We start from the raw sequence: 26,725 nt of genomic DNA, 5'->3' as shown, positions 1-26,725 counted from the left end.
CCCCTCAGCGTAGCCGCGCGCGGTGAGAAACCGAACGATGTTCGTGAATGCCTTGCGCGGGCGGCGGCGATCTGCGAGCATGTCGATGAATAACGAACAGTGTTCGGTTTTCGCCGGACCCGCTCGCCGAGGAGCACGCGATGGACACGCAGACCGACTACGTCGAGGTGCAGACGGCCGCCGGCCGGGTGCGCGGCGCCTGGCGCCCGACCACCGGCGGACGCGGCGCTCCGCGCTCGGCGGCGTTCCTCGGCATCCCGTTCGCCGAGCCTCCGGTGGGGGAGCTGCGCTTCGCCGCTCCCGTGCCGAAGGCCCCCTGGCGGGGCGTGCGCGATGCGCTGGCCTTCGCCCCCACCGCGCAGCGCGGCGATCCGGGTGTCACCCTGATCCCGGAGCCGTCGGTCCCGGGTGAGTCGACGCTCAACGTCAACGTGTTCACGCCGTCCCCGGGGAGCGCCGGGCCGGGGGCGGGACTCCCGGTGCTGGTGTGGATCCACGGCGGCGGCTACTTCGCGGGCTCCCCGGCGAGCCCCTGGTACGACGGTCGCAACTTCAACCGCGACGGCGTCGTCACCGTCTCCCTCTCGTACCGGCTCGGCTTCGACGGCTTCGGGTGGATCGAGGACGCCCCGTCCAACCGCGGTGTACGTGACTGGCTGCTCGCGCTCGAATGGGTGCAGGAGAACATCGCGGCCTTCGGGGGCGACCCCTCCCGCGTGACGATCGCCGGGCAGTCGGCGGGCGGCGGCGCCGTGCTCACCCTGCTCGGGATGGAGGCCGCCCAGCATCTCTTCCACGGCGTCTACGCGGTCTCCGGTGCGCTCGCCGACGTCTCCGCGGAGCGAGCCGAGGCGTTCGGGCGAGAGCTCGCCGCCGCGGGAGGCATCGCCCCGACGCGGGCGGGGTTCTCCTCGCTGAGCGAGGAGCGGGTGCTCGAGCTGCAGAAGAAGGCCACCGCCCTCGATCCCTCGTCGATGAGCACGATCATCGACGAGGGCCTGCCGCTCGGCCCCGCCGTCGACGGCGACCTGATCCGTCGCCCCACACCGGAATCGCTCCGCGCGGGTGTGGGCGCCGGCACTCCGCTGGTGCTCGGCGCGACCGACGACGAGTTCTCGATGGCCCTCGCCGATGCCGGGAAGGCGCTGCGGTGGGTGCCGCGCGGGATCCTGCTGGGCAAGCTCGGGCTGCCCCGGTCCGCACGCCGAGAGTACCTCGCGGCGAACGCCGACGTCGCCGCCCTCGGGAAGACCCGGCTCGCGGGGAGGCTGCTGACCGATCGGATGTTCCGGGTGGCGGTGCTGCGGATCCTCGCCGACCGCGGCGACGCCCCCACCTGGGCCTACCGGTTCTCCTGGCCCTCGGGACGCTTCGGCTTCGCGGAGCACTGCCTGGACGTGCCGTTCCTCTTCGACTGCCTCGACGGCCCCGCGATCGAGCCGCTGGCCGGATCCGCGGCGCCGCAGGGGCTCGCCGACGAGGTGCATGCGGCCGCGGTGTCGTTCGCCGAGCGCGGCGAGCCCGGCTGGCCGCGCTGGGACGACCGGGAGATCGCTCGGGTCTGGGACACCCCGTCGGAGGACCTCCCCGACGCCTACGCCTCCGTGAAGGCCCTGCGATGAGCGCCCGGCCTCCGCGGCATCCGTCCTCACCCGCCTCAGACACCGACAAGAAAGGCCGTCGCATGACCGACATCCCCGACTCCGTCTCCTCCCTCAGCGTCGAGCAGAAGGCCGCGCTCACGAGCGGCGCCGACTTCTGGACGACCAAGGCCGTCGGTGACGTGCCGAGCATCATGCTCACCGACGGCCCGCACGGCCTCCGCAAACAGGCGGGAGCCGGCGACCACCTCGGTCTCAACGACAGCGTCCCCGCGACGTGCTTCCCGCCGGCGACCGCGCTCGGCTCGACCTTCGATCCGGAGCTGGCGGAGCGGGTGGGCGTCGCGCTCGGTGTCGAATCGGCGATCGAGGACGTCGCCGTCATCCTCGGCCCGGGCATCAACATCAAGCGCTCGCCGCTGTGCGGCCGCAACTTCGAGTACGTGTCGGAGGACCCGATCCTCTCCGGCGCGATCGGGGCCGGACTCGTCCGCGGCATCCAGTCGCAGGGCGTCGGCTCCTCGCTCAAGCACTTCGCCGCGAACAACCAGGAGACCGACCGGATGCGCGCGAGCTCCGACGTCGATCCTCGGCCGTTGCGCGAGATCTACCTCCGCGGCTTCGAGCGCGTCGTCAAGGAGGCGCAGCCGTGGACGGTGATGTGCTCCTACAACCGGATCAACGGGGTGTACGCGTCGGAGGACCCGTGGCTGCTCACCCGGGTGCTCCGCGACGAGTGGGGCTTCGAGGGGCTGGTCGTCTCAGACTGGGGCGCGGTGAACGACCGCGTCGCGGCGCTCGCCGCCGGCCTCGACCTGGAGATGCCCGCCAGCGGCGGGGAGACCGATGCGCAGATCGTCGCCGCCGTCTCCGCGGGGCTGCTCGCCCCCGCGGTGCTCGACACCGCGGCCGGGCGGATCGCGGACCTCGTCGCGAAGTCGCGGCGGCGCCCGGCAGCCGAGGGCCCGCTCGACGTCGACGCCCACCATGCGCTCGCCCGTGAGGTGGCGGGGCGTTCGATCGTGCTGCTGCGCAACGAGCCGGTCGACGGCGTCCCGCTGCTCCCTCTCGCCGAGGGGGCGTCGATCGCGGTGATCGGCGAGTTCGCCCGCACGCCCCGCTACCAGGGCGGCGGCTCCTCGCACATCAACCCGACCCGGCTCGACGATGCGCTCGGCGCCCTCACCGCGGCGGCGGGGTCGCAGCGCGTCGCGTTCGCGCCGGGCTTCTCCTTCGACCCCGCGACCCCGGAGGCGGACGCCGCGCGGCTGAGGGACGAGGCCGTGCGCCTCGCGGCGGCGCAGGACGTCGTCGTGGTGTTCCTCGGCCTGACAGACGCCGAGGAGTCGGAGGGCTTCGACCGCGAGCACATCGATCTGCCGCCCGTGCAGCTCGCCCTGCTCGACGAGGTCGTCGCCGCCAACCCCCGCACCGTCGTCGTGCTCTCGAACGGCTCCGTCGTCGCACTGCCCTTCGCCGACCGTGTGCCGGCGATCGTCGAGGCCTGGCTGCTCGGGCAGGCGGGCGGCTCTGCGACGGCGGACGTGCTGACCGGGGCGGTGAACCCCTCCGCGCGCCTGGCGGAGACGATCCCGGTGCGCCTGGAGGACACCCCGGCCTTCGGCAGCTTCCCCGGCTCCTTCGGGCACGTCCGGTACGGCGAGGGCGTGCTCGTCGGGTACCGCTGGTACGACGCGCGCCGGATGCCGGTGGCCTACCCGTTCGGCCACGGGCTGTCGTACACCGCGTTCTCCTATGGGGACGCGACGGCCGAGGTGCAGGCGGACGGGGACCTCGTGGTGACGGTGCCGGTCACGAACACCGGATCGCGGGACGGACGCGAGGTCGTGCAGGTGTACGTCGCGCCGGCGGCCTCGGCCGTGGAGCGTGCGCCGCGGGAGCTGAAGGCGTTCTCCTCGGTCGAGGTGCCCGCGGGCGGGACGGTCGCGGTGTCGCTGACCGTGCGGCGCGCTGACCTCGCCTACTGGGACGTCCGCGTGGACGGGTTCGTCGTCGAGGGCGGCGTGTACCGTGTCGAGGCGGGCGCATCGAGCCGCGACATCCGCGCGGTCGCCGAGGTCGCGATCACCGGAGACGAGGTGTCGCTGCCCCTGACCATGGAGTCGTCGATCGCGGACGTGCTCGCGCATCCGATCGCCGGTCCGCTCGTCGCCCAGCAGCTTGCTGCCGCGAGGGGGATGATGGACGGCGCGATGGATGCCGGGATCATGGGCGACGAGGCGATCGCGAAGATGATGTCCTCGTTCCCGATCGGGCGCCTGGCGGGCTTCCCCGGGATGAGCGTCGACCGTGCGCAGGTGGAGCAGCTGATCGCCGCCGCGAACGCCTGAGGGGCCGCCGCACGGACGGGCCGGGGCTCCGTCCGTGCGGGCTCAGCGGGAGAGGAACGCCTCGGCGAGGGCGTCGCGCACCAGGCGGATGCCCTCGCCGGATCGGGCGGCGTCGCGCACGGCGGTGAACACCTCGCGCACCGGATGTCCCGGCAGATCGGCGACCGTCGTCGAGGGCGGCGCATCGCCCCAGATGAGGTCGGGCAGCATGCCCACGGCGTGCCCCGACTCCACCAGCCGCACATGGGCGGTGAGGTCGGCGGCCTCGAAGCGCACATCGGGCTCGAAGCCGGCCGCCCGGCACTGCTGCATCGCCCACTGCCGGGCCGCCGTGCCTGCCGGCTCCATCACCCAGACACGGTCGTGCAGCGCGCGGAGCGGGGCCGGGGGCTCCGACGGCGGCAGCACGATGCGGATCGGGTCCTCGCCGAGCAGCTCGTGCGTCACGCCCTCGCGCCGCTCGCGGGTGTGCCCGGGGTACTGCTCGGCGATCACCAGGTCGAAGCGGCGGGCCGCCAGCTCGAAGAGGCTCTCCTCGGGCGGCAGCGCGGCGAGTTCCACCCGCAGGCGGGGCTCCCGGGCGGCGAGCAGCGTGAGGGCGGCGGGCACGATCGTCTCCGCCGCGGTCGGCATCGCGGCCAGGCGCACCGGCTCGAGCGACGGGCCGCCCGCGAGCGCGGCCCGCGCCCCCTCGTCGAGCTCGAGGGCGCGGGCCGCATGGGCGGCGAGCACCCGGCCGGCCGGGGTCAGTCGCACCCGGCGTCCGTCCGGCTCGAGCAGGGCGACGCCGGCCTCGCGCTCCAGGATGCCGAGCTGCTGGGACACGGTCGACGGGCTGTAGGAGAGCGAGGCGGCGACCTCGGCGATCGTGCCGCGGAGGGCCAGCTCGTGCAGCATCCGCAGGCGTCGCAGCTCGAACATCGCATCCCCCGTTCTCATCGAAGACATCGAACATTATCCGTCATGAATGATCGCTTTTCATAGTGGATGATGCGGCCCACACTGAAAGGATGAGTGCCCCCGCCCCCCGCGCCGACGCATCCCTCACCGACCTCTCCGCCCTCGCCGACGACGCCGTCGCGCTCGTGCGGACGTGGCTCGCCGAGAGCCGTGAGATCCCGGTGGACACCGCGGCGCAGCGCCTCGCCGGCGTGCTGCGCGATCCGAACGGGCTCGACTTCACGGTCGGCTTCGTCGACGGTGTCGTGCGCCCCGAGGACACCCGGGTCGCGGCCCGCCGGCTCAAGGAGCTCGTGCCCCTCACCCCGAAGTTCCTCCCCGCGCCGCTGCGGGCCGCGATCGCGCTCGGCGGCGCCTTCGCCCCCGCGTTCCCGGGCATCGTCGTGCCGATCAGCCGTCGTGTGCTGCGCGGGATGGTGCGGCACCTCATCGTCGACGCGCGCGACGAGAAGCTCGGCGCCGCGATCCGGCACATCCGCGAGTCGCAGGACGTGAAGCTCAACGTCAACCTGCTCGGTGAGGCGATCCTCGGGCGCGACGAGGCGGCCCGCCGGCTGGAGGGCACCCGGCGCCTGCTGCAGCGCGCCGACGTGGACTACGTCTCGATCAAGGTGTCCTCCACCGTCGCCCCGCACAGCCCGTGGGCGTTTGACGACGCGGTGGCGCACGCTGCCGAGGCGCTGCGGCCGCTCTACGACATCGCCGCCGCCGGGCGGAAGTTCATCAACCTCGACATGGAGGAGTACAAGGACCTCGACCTCACGATCGCGGTCTTCACCGGCATCCTCGACCGCCCCGAGTTCCGCGATCTCGAGGCGGGCATCGTGCTGCAGGCGTATCTGCCCGACGCCCTCGGGGCGATGATCCGCCTGCAGGAGTGGGCGGCCGCCCGCGTCGCAGCCGGGGGTGCGCCCGTCAAGGTGCGCGTCGTGAAGGGCGCCAACCTCCCGATGGAGACGGTCGACGCCGAGTCGCATGGCTGGCCCCTGGCCACCTGGCCGACCAAGCAGGCCTCGGACGCCTCGTACAAGGCGGTGCTCGAGTACGCGCTGCGCCCGGAGCACGTCGGCAACGTGCGCATCGGCGTCGCCGGGCACAACCTCTTCGACATCGCCCTCGCCTGGCTGCTCGCCTCGAAGCGGGGCGTCACCGAGGGGATCGAGTTCGAGATGCTGCTGGGCATGGCGTCCGCGCAGGCGACCGTCGTCAAGCGCACCGTGGGCTCGCTGCTGCTCTACACCCCGGTGGTGCATCCCGACGAGTTCGACGTCGCGATCGCCTACCTCATCCGCCGCCTCGAAGAGGGTGCCTCGCACGAGAACTTCATGTCGGCGGTGTTCGACCTCGACGCCGACCCTGCGCTGTTCGAGCGGGAGAAGGACCGCTTCCTCGCCTCGATCGCCGACGTCCCCGCCGAGGTGCCCGGCCCGAACCGCGTGCAGGATCGCAGGCAGGCCCCGGCCCCGGCGGCGGCCTCCGGCTTCGAGAACACCCCCGACACCGATCCCTCCCTGCGCGCCAACCGCGAATGGGCCGACGGCATCCGCTCCCGGATGGCCGGCTCCGTGCTGGGGAACGAGACCGTCACGGCGAACACGCTCTCGACGGAGGACGAGGTGTCCGCGCGGATCGCGTCGGCGGTCGCCGCCGGCGAGGCCTGGCGTGCGCGGGGCGCGGCCGGTCGCGCGGAGATCCTGCATCGCGCCGGCGACATCCTCGAGGCGCGCCGCGCCGACCTGCTCGAGGTGATGGGGTCCGAGGCGGGCAAGGTCATCGAGCAGGGCGACCCGGAGGTGTCCGAGGCGATCGACTTCGCGCACTACTACGCGGAGAGCGCCAAGGATCTCGCCGACGTCGACGGCGCCGAGATGCACGCCGTCGGCCTCACCGTGGTGACCCCGCCGTGGAACTTCCCCGTCGCGATCCCGGCCGGATCGACCCTGTCGGCCCTCGCGACCGGCTCCCCGGTGATCATCAAGCCCGCCCGTCAGGCCCGGCGCTCCGGCGCGGTGATGGTCGAGGCGCTCTGGGAGGCCGGCGTGCCGCGCGAGGTGCTGCAGTACGTGCAGCTCGACGGGCGGGAGCTGGGCGCCCGCCTCGTGAGCGACCCCGCGGTCGGCCGCGTGATCCTCACCGGCGGCTTCGAGACCGCCGAGCTGTTCCGCGGGTTCCGCGAGGACCTGCCGCTGCTCGCCGAGACGAGCGGCAAGAACGCGATCATCGTCACCCCGTCGGCCGACCTCGACCTCGCCGCGAAGGACGTCGCCTACTCGGCGTTCGGGCACGCGGGTCAGAAGTGCTCCGCCGCGTCGCTCGTCGTCCTCGTCGGCTCGGCCGCGACCTCGGAGCGCTTCCGCCGCCAGCTCGTCGACGCGGTCCGCTCCTACGACGTCGGGGCCCCCTCCGACGGGTCGAACCGCATCGGCCCCCTGATCGGCCCGGCCGAGGGCAAGCTCCTCTCCGCGCTCACCACCCTGCACCCCGACGAGTCGTGGATGCTGGAGCCGGAGAGGCTCGACGACGCCGGTCAGCTCTGGCGTCCGGGCATCCGCGACGGCGTGAAGCGCGGCAGCGAGTTCCACCGGGTGGAGTACTTCGGGCCGGTGCTCGGCGTGATGACGGCCGGATCCCTCGCCGAGGCGATCGACATCGTCAACGACATCGACTACGGCCTCACCAGCGGCATCCACTCGCTGGACGAGGACGAGATCCAGCAGTGGCTCGCGCGGATCGAGGCGGGCAACGTGTATGTCAACCGCGGCACCACCGGCGCCATCGTGCAGCGCCAGCCGTTCGGCGGCTGGAAGAAGGCGGCCGTGGGGGCGGGTTCCAAGGCCGGCGGCCCGAACTACCTCGTCGGGCTCTCCGAGTGGACGGACGCCGCGGTGCAGTCGTCCACGGCGCTCGACGCCCTCGCGTCCTCGGCGGTCGCGCTGGTCGAGGGCGACGACGCGGAGTGGCTGCGCGGCGCGCTCGCCACCGACATCGACGCCTGGGCCGCGGAGTTCGGCGTCGTCCGCGACGCGACCGGCCTGGAGACCGAGCAGAACGCGCTGCGCTATCAGGCGGTACCGGTGGCCGTACGGTTCGAGGGTGATCGGGTCGCCGAGCTGCTGCGCGTGGTCGCCGCCGGTCGCCGCACCGGCTCGCGGGTGACCGTGACCGCCGCGGAGGCGCTGTCCGCGCCGGTGGTGACCTGGCTCGGCTCGCACGACGTCACGGTCGTGGTGGAGGACGCCGCCGCCTGGGCATCCCACGCCGTGCGCCTCGCGGCGGCGGGCGGCCGGGTGCGTCTGGTCGGCGCCTCTGCGTCGGCGACCGCGGAGGCCGTCCACGGTGCGCCGGGTCTCGCCCTGTACGCGAACCCGGTGGTCGCCGCGGGACGCGTGGAGTTGCTGACCTTCCTGCGCGAGCAGGCCGTGTCGGTCACCGCGCACCGCTTCGGCACCCCGCACCGCTACGAGATCCCGGTGCTCGACCCCGTGCGCTGAACCGGGCCCGGGCGGAGCGCCCGGCATTCCGCGGGGCCTTCGTGCCTTCCGCGGAGTGCTGGGCGTTCCGCCTGTTTCCGGGTGGGTGTGGGGGCGTTCCGTTTCGCGGTCGGTGTCCCGTTCTGCGGGTGGTGTCCCGTTTTGCGGACGGTGTCCCGTTTTGCGGACGGTGTGGGCGGATGTGTGCGGTATTCGTGACGGGGTCCGCGGTTCGGGCGGGTGGGCGCCGGGGCGAGGGCGCATCTGTGTGTCGGGGACGTGTCTCGTTCTGCGGACGGTGTCCCGTTTCTCGGACGGTGTAGGCGGATGTGTGTGGTGTTCGTGACCGAGTCCGCGGTTCGGGCGGCGGGATGCCGGGGCGAGGGCGCATCTGTGTGTCGGGGACGTGTCTCGTTCTGCGGACGGTGTCCCGTTTCTCGGACGGTGTAGGCGGATGCGTGCGGTACTCGTGACAGGGTCCGCTGTTCGGGCGGCGGGCGCGGGGCATCCACGGGCGCGGGGGCATCCAGGGGTAGCGTCCTCGATTCACGGACGGCATCCCGTTCTGCGGACCCCGTGGCCGCGGTGTTCGTGACCGGCTCTGTGGTTCGAGGCGGCGAGGCCTCGGGACGCGGTGTATGTCACGGGGCGGCGTGGCGTCCCGTTTCGCGGACGGTGTCCCGTTCTGCGGACGGTGTGGGCGGATGTGTGTGGTATTCGTGACGGGGTCCGCTGTTCGGGCGGGTGGGCGCCGGGGCGCGGTGCGTCCGGGTCTGGCGTGGCGTCTCGTTTCGCGGACGGTGTCCCGTTTCTCGGACGGTGTGGGCGGAGGTGTGCGGTGTTCGTGACAGGGGCCGCGGTTCGGGCGGGTGGGCGCCGGGGCGCGGTGCGTCCGGGTCTGGCGTCGCGTCTCGTTTCGCGGACGGTGTCCCGTTCTGCGGACGGTTCGAGGCGGGTGTGTGCGGTGTTCGTGACAGGGGCCGCGGTTCGGGCGCGGCGGCCGCGGTTCGGGCGCGGCGGGCGCCGGGACACGGGCGCATCCGTGTCGGGATGTGTCTCGTTCCGCGGGTGGTGTACCGTTTCGCGGACTCTGGGGCCGGGCGGTGTTCGTGACAGGGGCGGCGGGGGCAACCGAACGGACGGCGATGCCGTGATCCGTCCGTGTCGCGAACGGCGCGGAGGTGGTCAGGCGAGGGGCAGGGCTCCGTCGTAGGCGGCGGCCGATACGCCGAGTCCGCTCGTCGCGCCGAACACCCGGGCCGTACCCGGATCGCTGCGCCAGTCGGGCCAGCCGGGCGCGCCGGTGCGGACGAAGGCGGCCGCGGCGCCGTGCATCTCGTCGGCGAGCGACTGCGGCGGATGCGGGCCGGCGTGCGCGGCCACGTGATCCTCCTCGAGTCGATCCCACCAGAAGGGGACGTCGAGGCAGTGGTATGACCAGCCCTTCGTCGGTGACACCCAGGAGAACCGGTATGCCCAGGTCGGGGCATCCGCTCTGGCCTCGGCGACGCGCACGACCAGCGAGCGGAACACGCGGTCGGTGACGAAGCGTCCGAGCACCGCGGGGGTGGGGCCGAGCCGGGGATTCGCGGCCCGCCAGGTCCGTCGCGTGCGCCGGTCCTTCTCGAGGGCGCGCAGCGCGAGGCAGGAAGGGATGAAGCGGAGCACCCGTGGCGCGCGGTCCAGGACCATCGTGAACTCGTCGTCGGTGGCGCCGAGGAGAAGCGGCTTGTCGGCGCCGACCCCGGCAGCGATCGACTCGACCGTCGGACGTGTGATGAGCTCGCCGTCGACGATCGGCCCCCAGGGGAGCCCGTCGGCGAGGGTCGCGAGTGTCGCGGCGAGGCCGGTCTTGCCCAGCAGCGACGCCTCGTACTGCCGCTTGGTGAGCTGTGCCTCGGTCCTGGCGAGGAAGCCCTCCCGTGTGGGCTCCGTGCCGACGAGCTCGGCGAGGCGGATGCTGCGGCGGCGGGCGATGTCGCGGGAGAGGTCGCCGAGGGCTCCGGAGACCGAGAACGCCGCGTGGAAAAGGTGCTGTGCGGAGGGCATCCCGAGCAGGGTGAGCACCGCGCCCCCGCCGGCGGACTGGCCCGAGATCGTGACGCGCGAGGGGTCGCCCCCGAATGCGGCGATGTTCTGCTGCACCCACTCCAGCCCCGCGATCCAGTCGCGCACGCCGCGGTTGTCCGGTGCGCCGTCGATGACGCCGAAGCCGTCGAAGCCGAGGCGGTACGACACCGTGACGGTCACGATGCCGTCGCGTCCGAAGGAGGCGCCGTCGTACCAGGGGCTCGCGGGCGAGCCCGAGGAGTACCCTCCTCCGTGGATCCAGACCAGCACGGGCAGGCCATCGGCATCGGCCGGGGCGAACACGTTCACGTTGAGGGTGGACTCCCCGGGAACACTCGGCTCGGGGATGATCGCATCCGGCTCCTCCCGGCGCTGCGGGGTCGCGCCGTAGGCCGTCGCATCCCGCACCTCGGTCCACGGCGCGGGAGGCTGCGGGGCCCCGAAGCGTCGCTCGCCGACGGGAGGCGCCGCGAACGGGATGCCGAGGAACGCGACCGATCCGTCGTCACGGCGGATACCGCGCACCGGACCGGAAGCGGTCGTGACGATCGGTTGCATCTCCTCAGTATGCCGGGGCTTCCGATGGGCGGGCCGGGAGAGCCTGTCCCGTTTCGCGGATGGTGTCCCGTTTCGCGGGCGGTTCGGTGGGATGTGTCCGGTGTTCGTGACGGGGTCTGCTGTTCGGGTGGAGGGGGCGGTAGGCGGGTGTCCCGGTTCGCGGATGGTGTCCCGTTTCGCGGGTGGTTCGGTGGGATGTGTCCGGTGTTCGTGACGGGGTCTGCTGTTCGGGCGGGGCGCACCGCGCCGGACCCGAGGAGGGTGATCCCTGACGGCCGGATCAGGCGAGCGGCTTCACCCGGCGGCGTTCGAAGAGGCGCAGGTGCGGGCGTTCCTCGACCTTCGTGGCGCCGTCCTCGACCCAGCCGTGCCGTTCGTAGAACGCCGCCGCCCGATCGTTGCCGTCGAGCACCCAGAGATAGGCGCTGCGGTATCCGTCGTCCTTCAGGCTCTGCTCGACCTCGGCAAGCAGGGCGCGACCGGCTCCCGTCGACCAGGAATCCGGGTGCGCGTAGATGCCCCACAGCTCGCCTGCCTCGGAGAGGTCGTCCTCCCGCGCCGCGCCGAACGACGCCCAGCCGACGATTCGACGATCGCGCTCGGCGACGAGTGTGCGGGAGCGCTCGTCGCGTTCGGCGAGGAGACGCGCCCACCCCTTCTCCCGCTCGGACACGGAGAGGTCGTCCAGCACGGCCTGCGGCATCAGTCCGCGATACGCCTCCTGCCACGAGCGCACGTGCACGACCGCGACGCCGTGCGCGTCGTCGGGGACGGCCTCGCGGATCAGCATGCGGCCATGTTACGCATCCGGATGTGGTCGCGCCCCGGCCGTGCGCGTCGTCGCATCTCCGGAGGGCGACCGTGTGAAGGCGTGAATGCGGGCGTCGAGGGGCGGATCCGAACCGGACGACGCATTCGGGATGCCGGCCGGTTGCTGACTCGCGCCGGTACGTTGCGCGAGGCCCACGGGCGTGACCACCGTGGAGCAGGATCAGAGGCGAAGACCTCGCGCGCGGACTCGGACGAGGTCCCGCCCCACCCGGGCGTGACGGCGCGCAGGGGCGTGAAGGCGCGCAGGGGCGTGGAGGCTGCGCCCCACCCGCCCATGACTACGCGTCGCGGCGGGGCCCCGCCGCGGGGGTGACCGTGAAGGTGTGCGGCGCGGCGAAACCGGCATCGGCGAAGGCGCGCCCCACGGCCTCGGACACGGCGCCGACCCGTTCCCGGTCGACGAGGGCGATCGCGGCGCCCCCGAATCCGCCGCCGGTCATGCGCGCCCCGACCGCTCCGGCGGCCAGCGCGGTGTCGACGGCGGCGTCGAGCTCCGGCACCGAGATCTCGAAGTCGTCGCGCATCGAGGCGTGGGAGGCGATCAGGAGGTCCCCGATCGCGCGCGGGCCGTGCTCGCGCAGCGCGACGACCGTGTCGAGCACGCGCTGGTCCTCCGTGACGACGTGCCGCACGCGGCGGAAGGTCGCGTCGTCCATCAGCTCCGCGGCGCGGGGCAGGTCGGAGGGATGCAGGTCGCGCAGCGCAGGGACGCCCATGATCGCCGCGCCCCGTTCGCAGGCCGCACGGCGGTCACGGTAGCCGCCCGTGGCGTGCGCGTGCTCGACGCGCGTGTCGATCACGAGGACCTCGAGTCCGGCGGGGGCGAACCCGGTCGGAATCGACTCGGCCCGCAGCGTACGGCAGTCGAGGAAGGTCGCCGCATCCGCCCTCCCGAGCATCGACGACATCTGGTCCATGATCCCGGTGGGCGCACCCACGGCCTCGTTCTCCGCCTTCCGGCCCGCCTGCGCGAGTGCGACGGCGTCGAGTCCGAGGCCCCAGAGCGCGTTGAGCGCGGCGCCGGTCGCCCCCTCGATCGCGGCGGAGGAGGAGAGGCCGGCCCCGATCGGCACATCGGAGGCGATGGCGATGTCCAGACCGGGGAGCGCGGAAGCGTCGTTCGCCGCCGCGCTCAGCGCCCAGGCGACGCCGAGCGGATAGGCCGACCACTCCGGCACGCGAAGTCCGTCGTGCGACGGGAACAGTGCGGCCAGCTCGCCGATCCCCGCTTCGACCGGCGTCTCGGCGAAAGTGGAGGCGACGCGGATCCGCCCGTCCCGGCGGCGGCTCACCGCGGCATAGGTGCGGTGCGGGATCGCGAAGGGCAGCACGAATCCCTCGTTGTAGTCGGTGTGCTCGCCGATGAGGTTGACCCGTCCCGGCGCGGACCACACGCCCTCGGGGTCGGCGCCGGTGAGGGTGCGGAGCAGGTCGACGGCGGTGTTCTGAGCGGTCATCGGGATTCCTCGGGGCGTGCGGTCAGGCGGAGACGGAGGCGACGGCGTCGCGGAGCCGGGCGGCGGCATCCTCCGGCAGGATCTCGGCCGTCCAGGCGGACATCGCCGCCTCGGATCCGGCGAGGAACTTCATCTTGTCCACGGCGCGGCGCGGGCTCGTGAGCTGCAGGTGCATCCGCATGCTGTCGCGGCCGAGGCGCACCGGAGCCTGATGCCAGGCGGCGATGTACGGCGTCGGGGTGTCGTAGAGCGCATCGACACCGCGCAGCAGTCGCAGATACAGCGGTGCGAGCTCATCCCGTTCCTCGGCCGTCAGGCCCGTGAAGTCGGCGGCGTGGCGATGCGGCATCAGATGCACCTCGAGCGGCCAGCGTGCGGCGAAGGGCACGAACGCGGTCCAGTGCTCGCCCTGCAGCACGACCCGCGACGAAGACCGCTCGGCGTCGAGGATGCGGGCGAAGAGGTCGGGCGAGGTGCGCCCGATCGCGTCGAGCATCTGCGCGGTGCGGGGCGTGACGTACGGGTAGGCGTAGATCTGGCCGTGCGGATGCGGGAGCGTGACGCCGATCGCCTCGCCGCGGTTCTCGAACGGGAACACCTGCTCGATGCCGGGCAGGGCGGAGAGCGCCGCGGTGCGATCGGCCCAGGCCTCGATGACCGTGCGGGCGCGGACGACCGACTGGGTGCCGAAGGATCCGGACGCCTCCGGGCTGAAGCAGACGACCTCGCAGCGGCCGATGCTCGTGCGGGTGCGTCCGATCCCCGGATGCCCGAGGTCGTCGAGGCCGCGCGGAGGGTCGGCGGCGGCCGGTGTCTCGCCGGTCACCGCCGCGAGGGCGGGGCCGAAGGAGGGGGAGCGGTTCTCGAACACCGCGACGTCGTAGAGCGACGGCACCTCGGATGGATTGTCCCCGGTCTGGGGGGCGAGCGGATCGGCGTCGGCGCCGGGCAGCATCACGCGGTTCTGGCGCTTGGTGGCGTAGGTGATCCAGTCGCCGGCGAGCACGTCCTGTCGCATCGTCGCGGTCTCGGGGCGGGGGTCGAGCACTCGGGCGTCGACACGGCGCTCGGCGCCGAGCGCGGATCCCGGGTCGTCGTAGTAGACCAGCTCGCGGCCGTCGGCCAGGCGGGTGTCGCGGGCGACTACGCCGGCGCCGAGGGTGCGCGAGGCGGGAACGGAGGAGATGTTCACGTCAACACGGTAACTCTACGGGGATGGTAACGTCAACAGGCACGAGTGGGAGGAAGCGGATGTCGCAGAAGCGCGTCTCGATGGCGATGGTGGCCGCCCACGCCGGGGTGTCGGGGCAGACGGTGTCGCGGGTCGCGAACGGCAGCCCCCATGTCGACCCGGACACCAGGGCTCGTGTGGAGCGGGCGATGGGCGAGCTGGGTTACCGGCCGAACCGAGCGGCGCGGGCGCTGCGCACCGGGCGGTCGCACACTCTCGGGGTCGTGGCGCAGACGCTCGCCACGGTGGGCAACTCGCGGATGCTCCAGGCCATCGCCGACGCCGCGTCGGCCCGTGGGTACGCCCTCACGGTGGTCACGCTGGGCGGCGGCGGAGACATCGCCGACGCGTTCGCCCGGCTGCACGAGCAGGGTGTCGACGGGGCGATCGTGCTGAACGAGGCGACCGCGCTCGCCCGAGAGGCACCGCCGGCCGGCCTGCAGCTCGTGGTCGTCGACTCGGCCCCCGACGACCGGTTCACGGTGATCGGCACGGATCACGCCGAGGGGGCGCGCATCGCCACCGCCCACCTCCTCGCCGCGGGGCATCGGACCGTGCACCACCTGGCGGGGCCCGCGGGATCCTTCGCCGCGGACGAGCGGGAGCGGGGATGGCGCGTGGCCCTCGGAAGGCGACGCGCCCCGGAGGCGCTCCGCGGCGACTGGACGGCGCGCGCGGGGTATGACGCCGGCCGGTCCCTCGCCGTCCGGGATGAGGTCACCGCCGTGTTCGCGGCGAACGACCAGATGGCGCTCGGTCTGTTGCGCGCCCTCGCGGAGGCGGGGAGGAGAGTGCCGGAGGACGTCGCCGTGATCGGGTTCGACGACATCGCGGACGCGGCCGACTACCGCCCGCCGCTGACCACGCTCCGGCAGGACTTCGACGCGCTCGGCGAGCTGGCCGTGCGGGCACTGGTGTCCCGGATCGAGGCCGCCGTGCCCGGGGGCGCCGACGGGACCGTCGATCCCGGCACGATGCCTCCGGCGGTGCTCGCCCCAGCGACCCTCGTCCGCCGCTCGAGCGCCTGATTCCCGGCCCCGGCCCTCCGGCCCCGGCCCTCCGGGTGCGTCTATTCGTCGCAATGTCTCGTTATCCGACCCGAATAACGAGACATTGCGACGAATAGACGGTGTGGGCAGCCTCGGGGGTGTGGGCATTGCCCGGGGGTCACGGTTGCGGGCCGGGGCGTCGCGTGCGCGTTAGCAGCGGGAGGCCGATGCGGCCCGCCTGCGGGATCGCGAGCACGAGCGCCGAGAGCACAACGAGGATCGGATACTGCGCGATGAGCTGATCCGATGACCAGTACAGCATCAGCGTGCCGATCGAGCAGAGCGCGACGATCACGGTCCACACCCGGCCCCCGCCGAGGATGAGCAGCACGCCGAGCAGCACTTCGAGCGCGGGGATCGCGATGCCGAACAGGCCCGGCGCGGTGCGCATCAGGTCGCCGAGCGGCGCGAAGAACCAGGGGACGCGCGTGTTCCCGGCGGAGCCTTCCGCCACGAGGAGGATGTCGGATGCGCCGAAGCCCGCGCGGTATTTGAGGACGCCCTCGAGCAGCCACAGCACCCCGGCGGCGACCCTCGCCGCACCGCCGAGCAGCGATGCGGCGAGGGCGATCCGTCCGCGTGCGGGCGCGATCCGGCTCCCGCTCATGAGAGCGCGGCGGCGCCGAACACCGCCTTGGCCTTGTCGCAGTGGATCACGACATCGGTGTACTTCGAGAGGTCGACATCCTTCAGGGAGAACGTCTGGGAGGCCTTGTCGAAGGCGACGGCGTCGATCTGCATGCCCGCGGAGACGGCGGCCTCGTCGGTGCCGTTCGCGAGGTAGACGTGCAGGTCGGGCCCCTCGTCCGAGGAGAAGCCCTCGAGCGTCAGCTCGGTGTCGGAGACGGTCACCGTTCCGGCGACCTTCTTGCCGTTCAGGCCCATGAAGTCGCCCTTCTTCATGGCCATGTCCATCGGCTTGTCCGTGGACATCGAGTCGCTCGACGAGGACGGCTTCATGGGCTCGTCGGAGGTGCCTCCGGCGCTGCACCCGGCGAGGGACAGCCCGACGAAGAGCAGGGCGGCGGGGATGACGGCGGTCTTGCGCATGATCTTTCTCCTTCCCGGCGGGACTCTCTCGCCGGATGCGGGAACAGGGACGCTGACGACGGTAGGCAGGGGCGGCGGCCCGCCGGGGGAGTTCTTTCGGAGACGTAACAACCCGATGCCCTCGGGCATCCGCGCGGATTAGCCTCGGAGCATGCCGGAGTCGCCCCGTGCCGTCCTCGTGGAGGACGACCCCACCGTCCGCGGTGCCGTGGACGGTTATCTGCGCGCCAACGGATACCGGGTGGCGGCGTTCGACAACGGCCTGGCGGCGTTGCGCGCCGTGCGCGACGAGGTGCCGGACGTGCTCATCGTGGACCGGATGCTCCCGGGCATCAGCGGCGACGAGCTGTGCCGCGAGGTGCGGGGGTTCTCGTCCGCCCCGATCATCATGCTCACCGCCCTCGGCGAGGTGGAGCAGCGGATCGAGGGCCTCGAGACCGGCGCCGACGACTACCTCGTCAAGCCCTTCGCGTTGCGCGAGCTGCTGCTGCGGGTCGGCGCGCTCATCCGGCGCTCGCGCGCGGCGGATGCGCCGACGCGGGTCGTCGTGCGCGGGGACTTCACCGTCGACCCCGCGCGTCGCCAGGTGCGCGTGCGCGACCGGGAGGTCGTGCTGGCGGCGCGCGAATACGAGCTTCTCGCGTACCTGGTGGAGAACGCCGGGCGGACGCTGTCGCGCGACGAGATCCTCCGCGAGGTGTGGGGCTGGTCCTTCGGTGAGGCGTCGACCGTGACCGTGCACGTGCGGAGGCTGCGCGAGAAGATCGAGGACGATCCGCGGCATCCGCTCTATCTGCTCACCGAGTGGGGTGTCGGGTACCGCTTCTCGACCGGAGGTGAGGCCGCATGATGCCGCTGGGGGTCGTGGACGTCGTCGCGATCGTCGTCACCTGTCTGCTCTGCGCGGGCGCCGTGGCGCTCGTCGCGGCACTCGTGCTGATGCGCGCCCGTCGCGCGGGGCTGGCGTTCCGCTTCGGCGTCGTGGGCAGCGCCGCGGTGCTGGCGCTGGCGCTGTCGGTGCTCGCGATCGCGCTGCAGATGTACATCTCGCCGCATGACCTGACCGTGCTCGTCTGGGTCGTGTGCGTCGCCCTCGTGTTCGCGCTGGCCGCGGCGTGGGTGGCCGGACGGGCGGCGCGGTCGTCCCTCGCCGGCCTCTCCGACGCCGTGCAGCGGGTCGGAGAGGGTGACGTCGTCGAGCCGGGGAGCAGCGGGTGGCGGGAGATCGATGAGCTCTCGGCCCAGCTGGCGGACGTGTCGGCACGGCTGAGCGAGGCGCGCGCCGAGCTGGAGAAGGCCGACTCGGATCGCCGTCGGTTCCTCGCATGGATCTCACACGATCTCCGCACGCCTTTGACGAGCATCCGCGCGCTCGCCGAGTCGATGGAGGCGGGGCTGCACGAGGATGCGGCGGCGTTCCCCTCGCAGGTGCGGTCGCAGGTCGAGACGCTGGGGCGGATGGTGGACGACCTCTTCGAGCTGTCGCGGATCACGTCCGGGGCGCTGCGGCTGCGGACGGAGCAGGTCGATCTGCTCGACATCGTCTCGGATGCGGTCGCGGACGTGCGTGCGCCGGCCGCGGAGCGCGGGGTGCGCATCGTGCAGCGCGGCATCGCGGGGCACGTGCTCTGGGCGGATCCGCATCAGCTCGGCCGGGTGATCGTGAACCTGCTCACGAACGCGATCCGTCATGCGCCCCGGGGGTCGGACATCCTCCTGTTCGCCGAGTCCCCGGATGAGCGGCGCCTCGTGCTCGCCGTGCTCGACCGGGGCGGCGGCGTGGCGGTCGAGGACCTCGACCGGATGTTCGATGCGGGCTGGCGGGCCGATGCCTCCCGCACGGCGGAGGCTCCCGGGGCCGTGGCATCCGGTGCGGGGCTCGGCCTGGCGATCGCCCGGGGGCTGGCCCGCGCGCACGGCGGCGACGTGTACGCCGAGCGCACGTCCGAAGGCTTCTGCCTGAAGGTGCTGCTCCCGCTCTCCGAGCCCTGAGCCCTGCCCCGTGTCGCGCGTCCCCGGTGGGTTCCGTCTATTCGTCGCAAAGTGCCGGAATGCGAGGCGCATTCCGGCACTTTGCGACGAATAGACGGGGTGCGCGACGTGGGGTATGGTGTCGGAAAGCGTTTACCGACTGTGAAGGAGACCCCGTGCGGGAGATCGGCATCATCATGAACGGCGTCTCCGGGCGCATGGGCTACCGGCAGCACCTGGTGCGCTCGATCCTCGCGATCCGCGAACAGGGCGGCATCGAGCTGTCCGACGGCACACGGGTGACGGTCCGCCCGATCCTGGTGGGCCGCAGCGAGGCGAAGCTCGCGGAGCTCGCCGCGAAGCACGGCATCGACGACTACACCACCGATCTCGACGCCGCGCTCGCGGACCCCCGCGCGGAGATCTACGCCGACTTCCTGGTGACCAAGGCCCGCGCCGCGGCGCTCCGCAAGGCGATCGCCGCGGGCAAGGCGATCTACACCGAGAAGCCCACCGCCGAGTCCCTCGACGAGGCGCTCGAGCTCGCCCGGCTGGCGCGGGCGGCGGGCGTGAAGACCGGCGTCGTGCACGACAAGCTCTACCTCCCCGGACTGCAGAAGCTCCGGCGCCTGGTCGACTCGGGCTTCTTCGGCCGGATCCTCTCGGTGCGCGGCGAGTTCGGCTACTGGGTGTTCGAGGGCGACTGGCAGCCGGCGCAGCGGCCCAGCTGGAACTATCGCGCCGAGGACGGCGGCGGCATCATCTCCGACATGTTCCCGCACTGGAACTACGTGCTGGAGAACCTCTTCGGCGAGGTCAGGAGCGTCTACGCCCAGGCCGCGACCCACATCCCCGAGCGCTGGGACGAGGACGGCCGGCCCTACACCGCCACCGCCGAGGACGCGGCGTACGGCATCTTCGAGCTCGAGGGCGGGATCCTCGCCGAGATCAACTCCAGCTGGACCGTGCGGGTCAACCGCGACGAGCTGGTCGAGTTCCAGGTCGACGGCACCCACGGCTCGGCCGTGGTCGGCCTGTTCGGCGCGAAGATCCAGCATCGCAACGCCACCCCCAAGCCGGTGTGGAACCCCGACCTCGCAGATGCCCACGACTACGACGCCGACTGGGCGGAGGTGCCGGTGAACGACGTCTTCCTCAACGGGTTCCGCCAGCAGTGGGAGGAGTACCTGGAGTCCTATGTGCTCGGGACCGACTACGCCTTCGACCTGCTCGCGGGCGCCCGCGGCGTGCAGCTCGCCGAAGCCGGGCTGACGTCGAGCGCCGAGGGCCGCAAGGTGCTGCTCGACGAGCTGACGCTGGGCTGATCGTGACGACCCTCCGACTCCTCTCCGCGGCGGGCGTCCTCGGCGAGACCGCACTGAACGAGACCGGCGCGGTCTCCCGCCCGACCTCGCCGCTGCGCAGCCGCGTCGCCTACGCGGCCGCGCACGTCGTGCCGCGGGTGCACGCCGACAACACGCCGGGCCGCCCGGCCGACATCGACTGGGACGCCACGCTCGCGTTCCGTCGGAACGTCTACTCCTGGGGTCTCGGCGTCGCGGACGCGATGGACACCGCGCAGCGCAACATGGGCCTGGACGCGGCGGCGACCCGCGAGCTCATCGCCCGCAGCGCCCAGGTCGCGCGGGAGGAGGGCGGATCGGTCGTGGTCGGAGTGAACACCGACCACGTCGAGGAGGCGCACATCACCCTGAGCGAGGTGATCGACGCCTACCGGAGTCAGCTGCAGTTCGCGGAGGAGCAGGGGGCGGGGCCGGTCCTGATGGCCTCGCGCCACCTCGCGAGGGCGGCCGAAGGGCCGGAGGACTATCGCCGTGTGTATCGTGCAGTGCTCGAGAGCGCGACCGCCCCCGTCGTGCTGCACTGGCTGGGCACCGCCTTCGATCCCGAGCTCTCCGGCTACTTCGGCGCGGAGGACTGGCCCGCGGCAGCCGAGGTGCTGCTCGACATCATCGCCGAGAACCCCGGCAGGATCGCGGGCGTGAAGATGAGCCTGCTCGACGCCGAGAGCGAGATCTCGGTGCGTGCGCGCCTGCCGGAGGGCGTGCGGATGTTCACCGGTGACGACTTCAACTACGTGTCGCTCATCGGCGGCGACGACATCGGGCAGGGCGATGCGCATTCCGACGCACTGCTGGGTGCCTTCGCGGCGATCACGCCGGTGGCGTCAGCGGCGATCCAGGCGCTGGACGCGGGAGACGCCGCCGCGTACCTCCGCATCCTCGGCCCCACCGAGGAGCTCAGTCGTCAGGTGTTCGCCGCGCCGACGTTCTACTACAAGACGGGCGTCGCCTTCCTGGCCTGGCTCAACGGGCATCAGCCCGCGTTCCAGATGGTCGGCGGTCTGCACTCCGCGCGGAGCCTTCCGCACCTCTCGCGCATCGTCGAGCTGGCGAACGCCTCGCTCGCCCTCGAGCATCCGGAGCTCGCGCGGGAGCGCTGGCACGGGATGCTCCGGCTGAACGGGCTGGACGCATGATCCGCCCGGCACGGCCGGCGGCCGTATCCGCCCCGCGGGCGACAGCCCGCCATCCGTTCCGAGGAGCACGCCGATGACCGCCGATCCGCGCCTGTCCGTCAACCAGGCCACCATCAAGTACGCCGACCTCGGGACGGCGCTGCGGGTCACCGCGGATGCCGGGGTCTCGTCGATCGGGCTCTGGCGCGAGCCGGTGAACGAGGTCGGCCTCGACACCGCCATCCGGATGCTGGCCGACTCGGGCCTCCGGTTCTCCTCGCACTGCCGCGGCGGCTTCTTCACGGTGCCGGAGGGTCCGGCGCGCCGGGCGTCCATCGACGACAACCGGCGGGCGATCGACGAGACGGCGGCCCTCGCGGCGGCGGGGGCGGAGGGCTCGGCCGCCGTGCTCGTGCTCGTCGTCGGCGGCCTGCCGGAGGGGTCCCGTGATCTCGTGGGCGCCCGTTCGGGGGTGCACGACGCGCTCGCCGAGCTCGCGCCGCACGCCCGGGACGCCGGCGTGACGCTGGCGATCGAGCCCCTGCATCCGATGTACGCCTCCGACCGCGCCGTCGTCTCGACGCTCGGCCAGGCCCTCGACCTCGCCGCCGACTTCGACGCCGCGGTGGTCGGCGCCGCGGTCGACACGTTCCACATCTGGTGGGATCCCGACGTGTTGTCGCAGATCGCCCGTGCCGGGAAAGAGGGGCGCATCGCGACCTATCAGGTGTGCGACTGGAAGACCCCGCTGCCCGCCGACGTGCTGCTGTCGCGGCACTACCCGGGCGACGGAGTGATCGACTTCGGGCCCCTCACGCGAGCCGTTCTCGACGCCGGCTACGAAGGGGACATCGAGGTCGAGATCTTCAACGCCGATATCTGGGCCGCCGATCCGGCCGAGGTGGTGGCGCGCACGGCGGCGTCCTTCGGCGCCGCGGTGTCCCCGCACCTGGGGTGACATGCCGGCGGAGGCATGCGGGAGGATGAACGGATGAGCATGCGACCAGGGCTCTGCTCGATCACCTACCGTCGGCTGAGCGCGGCGCAGGTCGTCCTGACCGCGGCGTCCGCGGGACTTGAGGCGATCGAGTGGGGCGGCGACGTGCACGTGCCGCCGGGCGATGTCGTGCGGGCCGCTGAGATCGGGCGGATGACCGCGGATGCCGGTCTCGCGGTTTCCTCCTACGGGTCCTACTGGCGCGGCGAGGGGGAATTCGGTCCGGTGCTCGACGCGGCGACCGCGCTCGGAGCCGATCGGATCCGGGTGTGGGCGGGACGGATCGGATCCGTGGATGCCGATGCGGGGGACCGTGCGCGGATCACCGGCGCCCTCGCAGACGCGGTGGAGCAGGCGGCGGCATGCGGCGTCCTCGTCGCGCTGGAGTACCACGGCGGGACCCTCGCCGACGGGCCCGGTGCGGTGCGCCGGCTGCAGGACGACGTCCCCGGGCTCGGCACCTACTGGCAGCCGAGCGTCGGGGTGCCGGCTGCGGCGGCGCTGGCGGAGTACGCGGAGATCGCCGAGAGGGTCGCGGCCGTGCACGTCTTCTCGTGGTGGCCGACCGTCGAACGGCGGCGGCTGCATGAGCGCGACGACCTGTGGGGTCCGCTGTTCCGCCGTGCGCAGGAGCCGCGGGACGCGCTGATCGAGTTCGTGCCGGACGACGATCCCGCTCTGCTCGCTGCGGAGGCGGAGACCCTGCGCCGCTGGATCGCAGATGCCGCGGACTGCGGCGACTAGGCTCGCGGACATGACCGCCTCCGACGTGAACCGACCCGCCCGCATCGCCGCGCCCACGCTGCACGATGTCGCCCGGGAGGCCGGGGTGTCCCTCGCGACGGCCTCGCGCGTGCTCAACGGCTCGGAGCGCAAGGTCGCGGACTCGTTCAGGGAACGGGTCGAGCGGGCCGCGGAAGCCCTCGGGTACACGCCCAACCTGTCGGCACAGTCGATCGCCCGCGGCACGTCCCCGGTGATCGCGCTGCTCGTCGCGGACATCTCCGACCCGTACTTCGGGCTCATCGCATCGGGCGTGGCCCGGGGCGCCGACGAGCGCGGCCTCATCGTCACGATCGCGGTGACCGAGCGCGATCCCGACCGGGAGGCGCGCATCCTGCGGGCGCTCCGCGGGCAGCGTCCGCAGGGGATCATCCTCGCGGCCTCGCGCACCGGAGGAGGCCTCGACGACGCGGCATCCGCCGAGCTGTCCGCCTTCGCCGCGCTGGGCGGCAGGACCGTGACCCTCGGCCCGGGCGGCGAGCGGAGCATCGCCCTCGACAACCGCGGCGGCGCCGAGCGGCTCGGCCGCGCGATGGCGACGAAAGGGTACCGCCGGGCGATCGTGCTGGGCGCGGCGGAGGGCGTGCGCACGTCGGATGAGCGTCTCGCCGGCTTCTCCGCCGGGTTCGAGGGCGGCGGCGGGTCCGTCGAGCGCGTGTACCGCGGCGGCTTCCAGCGAGAGTCGGGGGCGGAGTCGATGGCGGCCGCGCTCGCCGACGGCGTGGAGCCGGGCACGCTCGTGTTCGGGCTCAGCGACGTGGTCGCGGTCGGGGCGATGACGTCGATCCGCGATGCGGGCCGGACGGTCGGCGCGGACATCGCCGTGTGCGGCTTCGACGACGTCCCGGTCAGTCGCGACGTCACGCCGCCGCTGACCACCGTCGGGGTGCCGCTGAGCGACCTCGGCTATCAGGCGTTCCGTGCGACCGTCGACGCCGAGTGGCGGCAGGAGGACCTTCCGCTCGAGGTGATCGTCCGCGAGAGCACACCCGGACCCGCCGGGGTCTCCGGGTGAGGGTGGTCCTGGCGCCGGACAGCTTCAAGGGGACGATCTCGGCGGCGCGGGCGGCCGAGGCGCTCGCCGAGGGATGGTCGTCGGAGGATCCGGACGCGGACATCGTCCCGCGTCCGATGGCGGACGGCGGCGAGGGGACGGTCGCGGCGTTCGCGGCCGCGCATCCGGGGGCGGTGCGGATGCCCGTGGTCGTCGACGGCCCGGCCGGGAGTCCGGTCGACACGTCGTGGCTGCTGCTGCCCCCTTCGGCGGAGCAGCAGGGCGGCACGGCGGTGATCGACCTCGCCTCGACGTCGGGGATCGAGCTGCTCGATGGGCTGCGCCCCTGGGATGCGGACAGCACGGGATTCGGCCAGGCGATCGCGGCGGCCCTCGGTCACGGGGTGTCGCGGCTGGTGCTGGGCATCGGATCGAGCGCGTCGACGGACGGCGGCACCGGGATGCTGCGCGCCCTGGGCGCCCGGTTCCTCACCGCGTCGGGCACGGAGACGGTGCCGGGGGCTCGGGGGCTGCGCGATGTCGAGCGCCTCGACCTCTCCGGTCTGCTGCCGGCTCCGGAGACGTCGGTGCTCACGGATGTGACCAATCCGCTCACCGGTCCGCGGGGAGCTGCGGAGGTGTTCGGCCCCCAGAAGGGGATGCATGACGCCGGTGACCGGGCGCAGGCCGATGCCGCGCTCGGACGGCTCGCCACCCTGCTGGGGCTGGATCCGGAGACGCCTGGCGCGGGCGCGGCCGGTGGCGTCGGCGGGGCGCTGATCGTGTGGGGAGCGAGGCTGCTGCCCGGGGCGCAGGAGGTCGCCCGTCTCGTCGGGCTGGCGGAGGCGATCTCCGGCGCGGACGTGGTCGTGACCGGGGAAGGCTCCTACGACGGGCAGTCCGGTGACGGAAAGGTGCCGTCGTTCGTGGCGGGTCTGGCCGAGGACGCCGGGGCGTCGCCGATGCTCGTGGCGGGCCGGATCGCACCGGACGCGGATCCCTCGCTGTTCCGGATCGCGATGTCGCTGACGGAGCTCGCGGGGAGCGCGGAGGCGTCGCTCGCCGATCCGGCGCGCTGGTTGCGTGACGCGGGCGCGAGGCTCGCCGTGGAGGCGAGGCGTACGGGGCGGTGAGCCGGCACGGGGTCCGAGCCCGGAGGTCGCGCGTCCGGTGCCGGGGAGCCGGGAGGGTGTCCGACTCCGGAGAGCTCGCCGGCGCTCAGCCTTCTGAGCCGAGCGCCGCGGACACCACCGCGCGGGCCTCCTCCTGCACCTTCGCCAGGTGGTCGGCACCGAGCAGGCTCTCGGCGTAGAGCTTGTAGACGTCCTCCGTGCCCGAGGGCCGCGCGGCGAACCAGGCGTGCTCGGTCTGCACCTTCAGGCCGCCGATCGCCGCTCCGTTGCCGGGTGCGTGCGAGAGCTTGGCGGTGATCTCCTCGCCGGCCAGCGCGCTCGCGGTCACGGCCTCGGGGGCCAGCCGGCCCAGTGCGGTCTTCTGCGCCGGCGTCGCCGGGGCGTCGACGCGCTGATAGGCGGATGCGCCGAACGCCTCTTCGAGCTCGGCGTAGCGCTCGGAAGGGGACTTCCCGGTGACCGCGATGATCTCCGCGGCGAGCAGGCAGAGCAGGATCCCGTCTTTGTCAGTCGTCCAGGGCGAGCCGTCCATCCGCAGGAACGATGCCCCCGCCGACTCCTCGCCGCCGAACGCGACGGTGCCGTCGAGCAGCCCGGGCACGAACCACTTGAACCCTACGGGAACCTCCAGCAGGCGGCGCCCGAGCGATTCCGCGACCCGGTCGATGATCATCGACGACACCAGCGTCTTGCCGATCGCCGCGTCCCGTGGCCACTGCGCGCGGTGCGAGAACAGGTAGTCGATCGCGACCGCCAGGTAGTGGTTCGGGTTCATGAGGCCCCCGTCGGGGGTGACGATCCCGTGCCGGTCGGCGTCGGCGTCGTTCCCGGTGAGGACGTCGTAGTCGCCCTTCTTCGCGACGAGGGAGGCCATCGCCGACGGCGACGACGGATCCATCCGGATCTTCTCGTCCCAGTCGAGCGTCATGAAACGCCAGGTCGGGTCGACCTCGGGGTTGACGACCGTCAGCTCGATCCCGTGCATGTCGGCGATCAGCGACCAGTACTCGACGGACGCCCCTCCGAGCGGGTCGGCCCCGATCCGGACGCCGGCGCGCTTGACCGCCTCGATGTCGATGATCGACGGGAGGTCGCGCACGTACGCGTCGCGGAAGTCGTACTCGCCGATCTTCGAGTCGTCGATGTCCGCATGACGCTGGCGCCTCACGCCCTCCAGCCCGCCGGCGATGAGCTCGTTCGCGCGCGCGGCGATCCATCCGGTGGCGTCGGTGTCCGCGGGCCCGCCGTTCGGCGGGTTGTACTTGAACCCTCCGTCCCGAGGCGGGTTGTGGGAGGGGGTGACGACGATGCCGTCGGCGCGGCCCGGGTCGTTCGCCGCACGTCCGCGGTTGTAGGTGAGGATCGCGTGGCTGAGGGCCGGGGTCGGTACCCAGGAATCGCGCGAGTCGGTCCGGACGTCCACGCCGTTGGCGACGAGCACCTCGACGGCGGTGCGCTCGGCGGGGAGTGACAGCGCGTGGGTGTCGCGCCCCAGGAAGAGCGGGCCGGTGATGCCCTGTCCGCGCCGGTAGTCGACGATCGCCTGGGTCGTGGCGAGGATGTGGTCCTCGTTGAAGCTCGACGACAGCGCCGACCCGCGATGCCCGCTGGTTCCGAACACCACGCGCTGGGCGGGATCGGAGGGATCCGGATGCCGGTCGTAGTAGGCGGCGATCAGTTCGTCGACGTCGATGAGGTCACTTTCCTCCGCAGGGAGGCCGGCACGGCTCGTCATGAATC

Annotated in this window: 20 protein-coding genes; 12 read left to right on the top strand and 8 right to left on the bottom strand. The window is 72.7% G+C overall.

Annotated features, from left to right (window positions below; genetic code table 11):
- Positions 1 to 140: 140 nt before the first annotated feature.
- Both ABWO84_RS08975 and ABWO84_RS08970 read left to right on the top strand, forming a co-directional pair.
- Positions 141 to 1,622 carry a carboxylesterase/lipase family protein gene (locus ABWO84_RS08975; protein WP_353114183.1) on the top strand — a complete coding sequence of 494 codons (1,482 nt, stop codon included), beginning with the start codon at positions 141 to 143 and terminating at the stop codon, positions 1,620 to 1,622.
- A gap of 62 nt (positions 1,623 to 1,684) precedes the next feature.
- A complete protein-coding gene (locus ABWO84_RS08970; protein WP_353114182.1) occupies positions 1,685 to 3,952 on the top strand; it encodes a glycoside hydrolase family 3 C-terminal domain-containing protein in 2,268 nt (755 codons plus the stop codon).
- 42 nt (positions 3,953 to 3,994) lie between these two features.
- On the opposite strand, the gene ABWO84_RS08965 is transcribed toward ABWO84_RS08970, so the two are convergent.
- The gene (locus ABWO84_RS08965) at positions 3,995 to 4,900 is read right to left on the bottom strand and encodes a LysR family transcriptional regulator (protein ID WP_353114181.1); all 906 of its coding nucleotides are present in this window, start codon (positions 4,898 to 4,900) and stop codon (positions 3,995 to 3,997) included.
- Positions 4,901 to 4,962: 62 nt separating this feature from the next.
- Here ABWO84_RS08965 and ABWO84_RS08960 point away from each other — a divergent pair, with 62 nt between their 5' ends.
- Positions 4,963 to 8,403, top strand: a complete 3,441-nt coding sequence (locus ABWO84_RS08960) for a bifunctional proline dehydrogenase/L-glutamate gamma-semialdehyde dehydrogenase (RefSeq protein WP_353114180.1) — start codon at positions 4,963 to 4,965, stop codon at positions 8,401 to 8,403.
- Positions 8,404 to 9,567: 1,164 nt separating this feature from the next.
- Here the strand turns inward: ABWO84_RS08960 and ABWO84_RS08955 are convergent.
- The 4 genes from ABWO84_RS08955 to galT all read right to left on the bottom strand — a co-directional run bounded on the left by ABWO84_RS08955 (position 9,568) and on the right by galT (position 14,490).
- Positions 9,568 to 11,010: a carboxylesterase/lipase family protein gene (locus tag ABWO84_RS08955; protein WP_353114179.1), complete on the bottom strand. Its 1,443-nt coding sequence runs from the start codon at positions 11,008 to 11,010 to the stop codon at positions 9,568 to 9,570.
- Positions 11,011 to 11,290: 280 nt separating this feature from the next.
- A complete protein-coding gene (locus ABWO84_RS08950; RefSeq protein ID WP_353114178.1) occupies positions 11,291 to 11,800 on the bottom strand; it encodes a GNAT family N-acetyltransferase in 510 nt (169 codons plus the stop codon).
- A 319-nt stretch (positions 11,801 to 12,119) separates the two neighbouring features.
- Positions 12,120 to 13,298 (bottom strand): galactokinase, encoded by a 1,179-nt coding sequence (galK, locus tag ABWO84_RS08945; protein WP_353114177.1) that lies wholly within the window; start codon positions 13,296 to 13,298, stop codon positions 12,120 to 12,122.
- Positions 13,299 to 13,320: 22 nt separating this feature from the next.
- Positions 13,321 to 14,490, bottom strand: coding sequence for a galactose-1-phosphate uridylyltransferase (galT, locus tag ABWO84_RS08940; protein ID WP_353114176.1), 1,170 nt, complete (start codon positions 14,488 to 14,490; stop codon positions 13,321 to 13,323).
- 59 nt (positions 14,491 to 14,549) lie between these two features.
- Here galT and ABWO84_RS08935 point away from each other — a divergent pair, with 59 nt between their 5' ends.
- On the top strand, positions 14,550 to 15,557 hold the full coding sequence (locus ABWO84_RS08935) for a LacI family DNA-binding transcriptional regulator (RefSeq protein ID WP_353114175.1): 1,008 nt from the start codon (positions 14,550 to 14,552) through the stop codon (positions 15,555 to 15,557).
- Positions 15,558 to 15,696: 139 nt separating this feature from the next.
- On the opposite strand, the gene ABWO84_RS08930 is transcribed toward ABWO84_RS08935, so the two are convergent.
- Both ABWO84_RS08930 and ABWO84_RS08925 read right to left on the bottom strand, forming a co-directional pair.
- Complete coding sequence (locus ABWO84_RS08930; RefSeq protein WP_353114174.1) at positions 15,697 to 16,185, bottom strand: hypothetical protein; 489 nt, start codon at positions 16,183 to 16,185, stop codon at positions 15,697 to 15,699.
- Entirely contained in the window at positions 16,182 to 16,628 is a 447-nt protein-coding gene (locus ABWO84_RS08925; protein ID WP_353114173.1) for a DM13 domain-containing protein, read from the bottom strand. Before ABWO84_RS08925 ends, ABWO84_RS08930 begins: the two co-directional genes overlap by 4 nt.
- A gap of 151 nt (positions 16,629 to 16,779) precedes the next feature.
- Between ABWO84_RS08925 and ABWO84_RS08920 the strand changes: the two genes are divergently transcribed.
- From ABWO84_RS08920 to ABWO84_RS08885, 8 genes are all read left to right on the top strand, one after another.
- On the top strand, positions 16,780 to 17,478 hold the full coding sequence (locus ABWO84_RS08920; RefSeq protein ID WP_353114172.1) for a response regulator transcription factor: 699 nt from the start codon (positions 16,780 to 16,782) through the stop codon (positions 17,476 to 17,478).
- Positions 17,475 to 18,620 (top strand): sensor histidine kinase, encoded by a 1,146-nt coding sequence (locus ABWO84_RS08915; protein WP_353114171.1) that lies wholly within the window; start codon positions 17,475 to 17,477, stop codon positions 18,618 to 18,620. Before ABWO84_RS08920 ends, ABWO84_RS08915 begins: the two co-directional genes overlap by 4 nt.
- A gap of 176 nt (positions 18,621 to 18,796) precedes the next feature.
- Positions 18,797 to 19,924, top strand: coding sequence for a Gfo/Idh/MocA family protein (locus tag ABWO84_RS08910; protein ID WP_353114259.1), 1,128 nt, complete (start codon positions 18,797 to 18,799; stop codon positions 19,922 to 19,924).
- A 2-nt stretch (positions 19,925 to 19,926) separates the two neighbouring features.
- Entirely contained in the window at positions 19,927 to 21,099 is a 1,173-nt protein-coding gene (locus ABWO84_RS08905) for a dihydrodipicolinate synthase family protein (RefSeq protein WP_353114170.1), read from the top strand.
- A 73-nt stretch (positions 21,100 to 21,172) separates the two neighbouring features.
- A complete protein-coding gene (locus ABWO84_RS08900; RefSeq protein ID WP_353114169.1) occupies positions 21,173 to 22,036 on the top strand; it encodes a sugar phosphate isomerase/epimerase family protein in 864 nt (287 codons plus the stop codon).
- Between the two features lie 33 nt (positions 22,037 to 22,069).
- Entirely contained in the window at positions 22,070 to 22,819 is a 750-nt protein-coding gene (locus tag ABWO84_RS08895) for a sugar phosphate isomerase/epimerase family protein (protein ID WP_353114168.1), read from the top strand.
- A gap of 10 nt (positions 22,820 to 22,829) precedes the next feature.
- Positions 22,830 to 23,873 carry a LacI family DNA-binding transcriptional regulator gene (locus ABWO84_RS08890; RefSeq protein ID WP_353114167.1) on the top strand — a complete coding sequence of 348 codons (1,044 nt, stop codon included), beginning with the start codon at positions 22,830 to 22,832 and terminating at the stop codon, positions 23,871 to 23,873.
- Positions 23,870 to 24,985 (top strand): glycerate kinase, encoded by a 1,116-nt coding sequence (locus ABWO84_RS08885; protein ID WP_353114166.1) that lies wholly within the window; start codon positions 23,870 to 23,872, stop codon positions 24,983 to 24,985. Before ABWO84_RS08890 ends, ABWO84_RS08885 begins: the two co-directional genes overlap by 4 nt.
- Positions 24,986 to 25,070: 85 nt before the next feature.
- On the opposite strand, the gene pgm is transcribed toward ABWO84_RS08885, so the two are convergent.
- Positions 25,071 to 26,720: a phosphoglucomutase (alpha-D-glucose-1,6-bisphosphate-dependent) gene (pgm, locus tag ABWO84_RS08880; RefSeq protein WP_353114165.1), complete on the bottom strand. Its 1,650-nt coding sequence runs from the start codon at positions 26,718 to 26,720 to the stop codon at positions 25,071 to 25,073.
- Positions 26,721 to 26,725: the final 5 nt, after the last annotated feature.

The organism is Microbacterium sp., assembly GCF_040394595.1.
Classification (GTDB): Bacteria; Actinomycetota; Actinomycetes; order Actinomycetales; family Microbacteriaceae; genus Microbacterium.
The sequence above is the reverse complement of the archived record's forward strand: the minus strand, read 5'-3'. Positions and strand labels throughout refer to the sequence as shown.

Bases quoted from the DNA above. Each gene is read 5' to 3' on its own strand.
- ABWO84_RS08925 (WP_353114173.1), bottom strand. From the start codon at position 16,628: ATGCGCAAGACCGCCGTCATCCCCGCCGCCCTGCTCTTCGTCGGGCTG.
- ABWO84_RS08915 (WP_353114171.1), top strand. From the start codon at position 17,475: ATGATGCCGCTGGGGGTCGTGGACGTCGTCGCGATCGTCGTCACCTGT.
- ABWO84_RS08935 (WP_353114175.1), top strand. From the start codon at position 14,550: ATGTCGCAGAAGCGCGTCTCGATGGCGATGGTGGCCGCCCACGCCGGG.
- ABWO84_RS08955 (WP_353114179.1), bottom strand. From the start codon at position 11,010: ATGCAACCGATCGTCACGACCGCTTCCGGTCCGGTGCGCGGTATCCGC.
- ABWO84_RS08930 (WP_353114174.1), bottom strand. From the start codon at position 16,185: ATGAGCGGGAGCCGGATCGCGCCCGCACGCGGACGGATCGCCCTCGCC.
- ABWO84_RS08975 (WP_353114183.1), top strand. From the start codon at position 141: ATGGACACGCAGACCGACTACGTCGAGGTGCAGACGGCCGCCGGCCGG.
- pgm (WP_353114165.1), bottom strand. From the start codon at position 26,720: ATGACGAGCCGTGCCGGCCTCCCTGCGGAGGAAAGTGACCTCATCGAC.
- ABWO84_RS08970 (WP_353114182.1), top strand. From the start codon at position 1,685: ATGACCGACATCCCCGACTCCGTCTCCTCCCTCAGCGTCGAGCAGAAG.
- ABWO84_RS08910 (WP_353114259.1), top strand. From the start codon at position 18,797: ATGAACGGCGTCTCCGGGCGCATGGGCTACCGGCAGCACCTGGTGCGC.
- ABWO84_RS08890 (WP_353114167.1), top strand. From the start codon at position 22,830: ATGACCGCCTCCGACGTGAACCGACCCGCCCGCATCGCCGCGCCCACG.
- ABWO84_RS08960 (WP_353114180.1), top strand. From the start codon at position 4,963: ATGAGTGCCCCCGCCCCCCGCGCCGACGCATCCCTCACCGACCTCTCC.
- ABWO84_RS08900 (WP_353114169.1), top strand. From the start codon at position 21,173: ATGACCGCCGATCCGCGCCTGTCCGTCAACCAGGCCACCATCAAGTAC.
- ABWO84_RS08920 (WP_353114172.1), top strand. From the start codon at position 16,780: ATGCCGGAGTCGCCCCGTGCCGTCCTCGTGGAGGACGACCCCACCGTC.
- ABWO84_RS08950 (WP_353114178.1), bottom strand. From the start codon at position 11,800: ATGCTGATCCGCGAGGCCGTCCCCGACGACGCGCACGGCGTCGCGGTC.
- galK (WP_353114177.1), bottom strand. From the start codon at position 13,298: ATGACCGCTCAGAACACCGCCGTCGACCTGCTCCGCACCCTCACCGGC.
- ABWO84_RS08965 (WP_353114181.1), bottom strand. From the start codon at position 4,900: ATGTCTTCGATGAGAACGGGGGATGCGATGTTCGAGCTGCGACGCCTG.
- ABWO84_RS08895 (WP_353114168.1), top strand. From the start codon at position 22,070: ATGAGCATGCGACCAGGGCTCTGCTCGATCACCTACCGTCGGCTGAGC.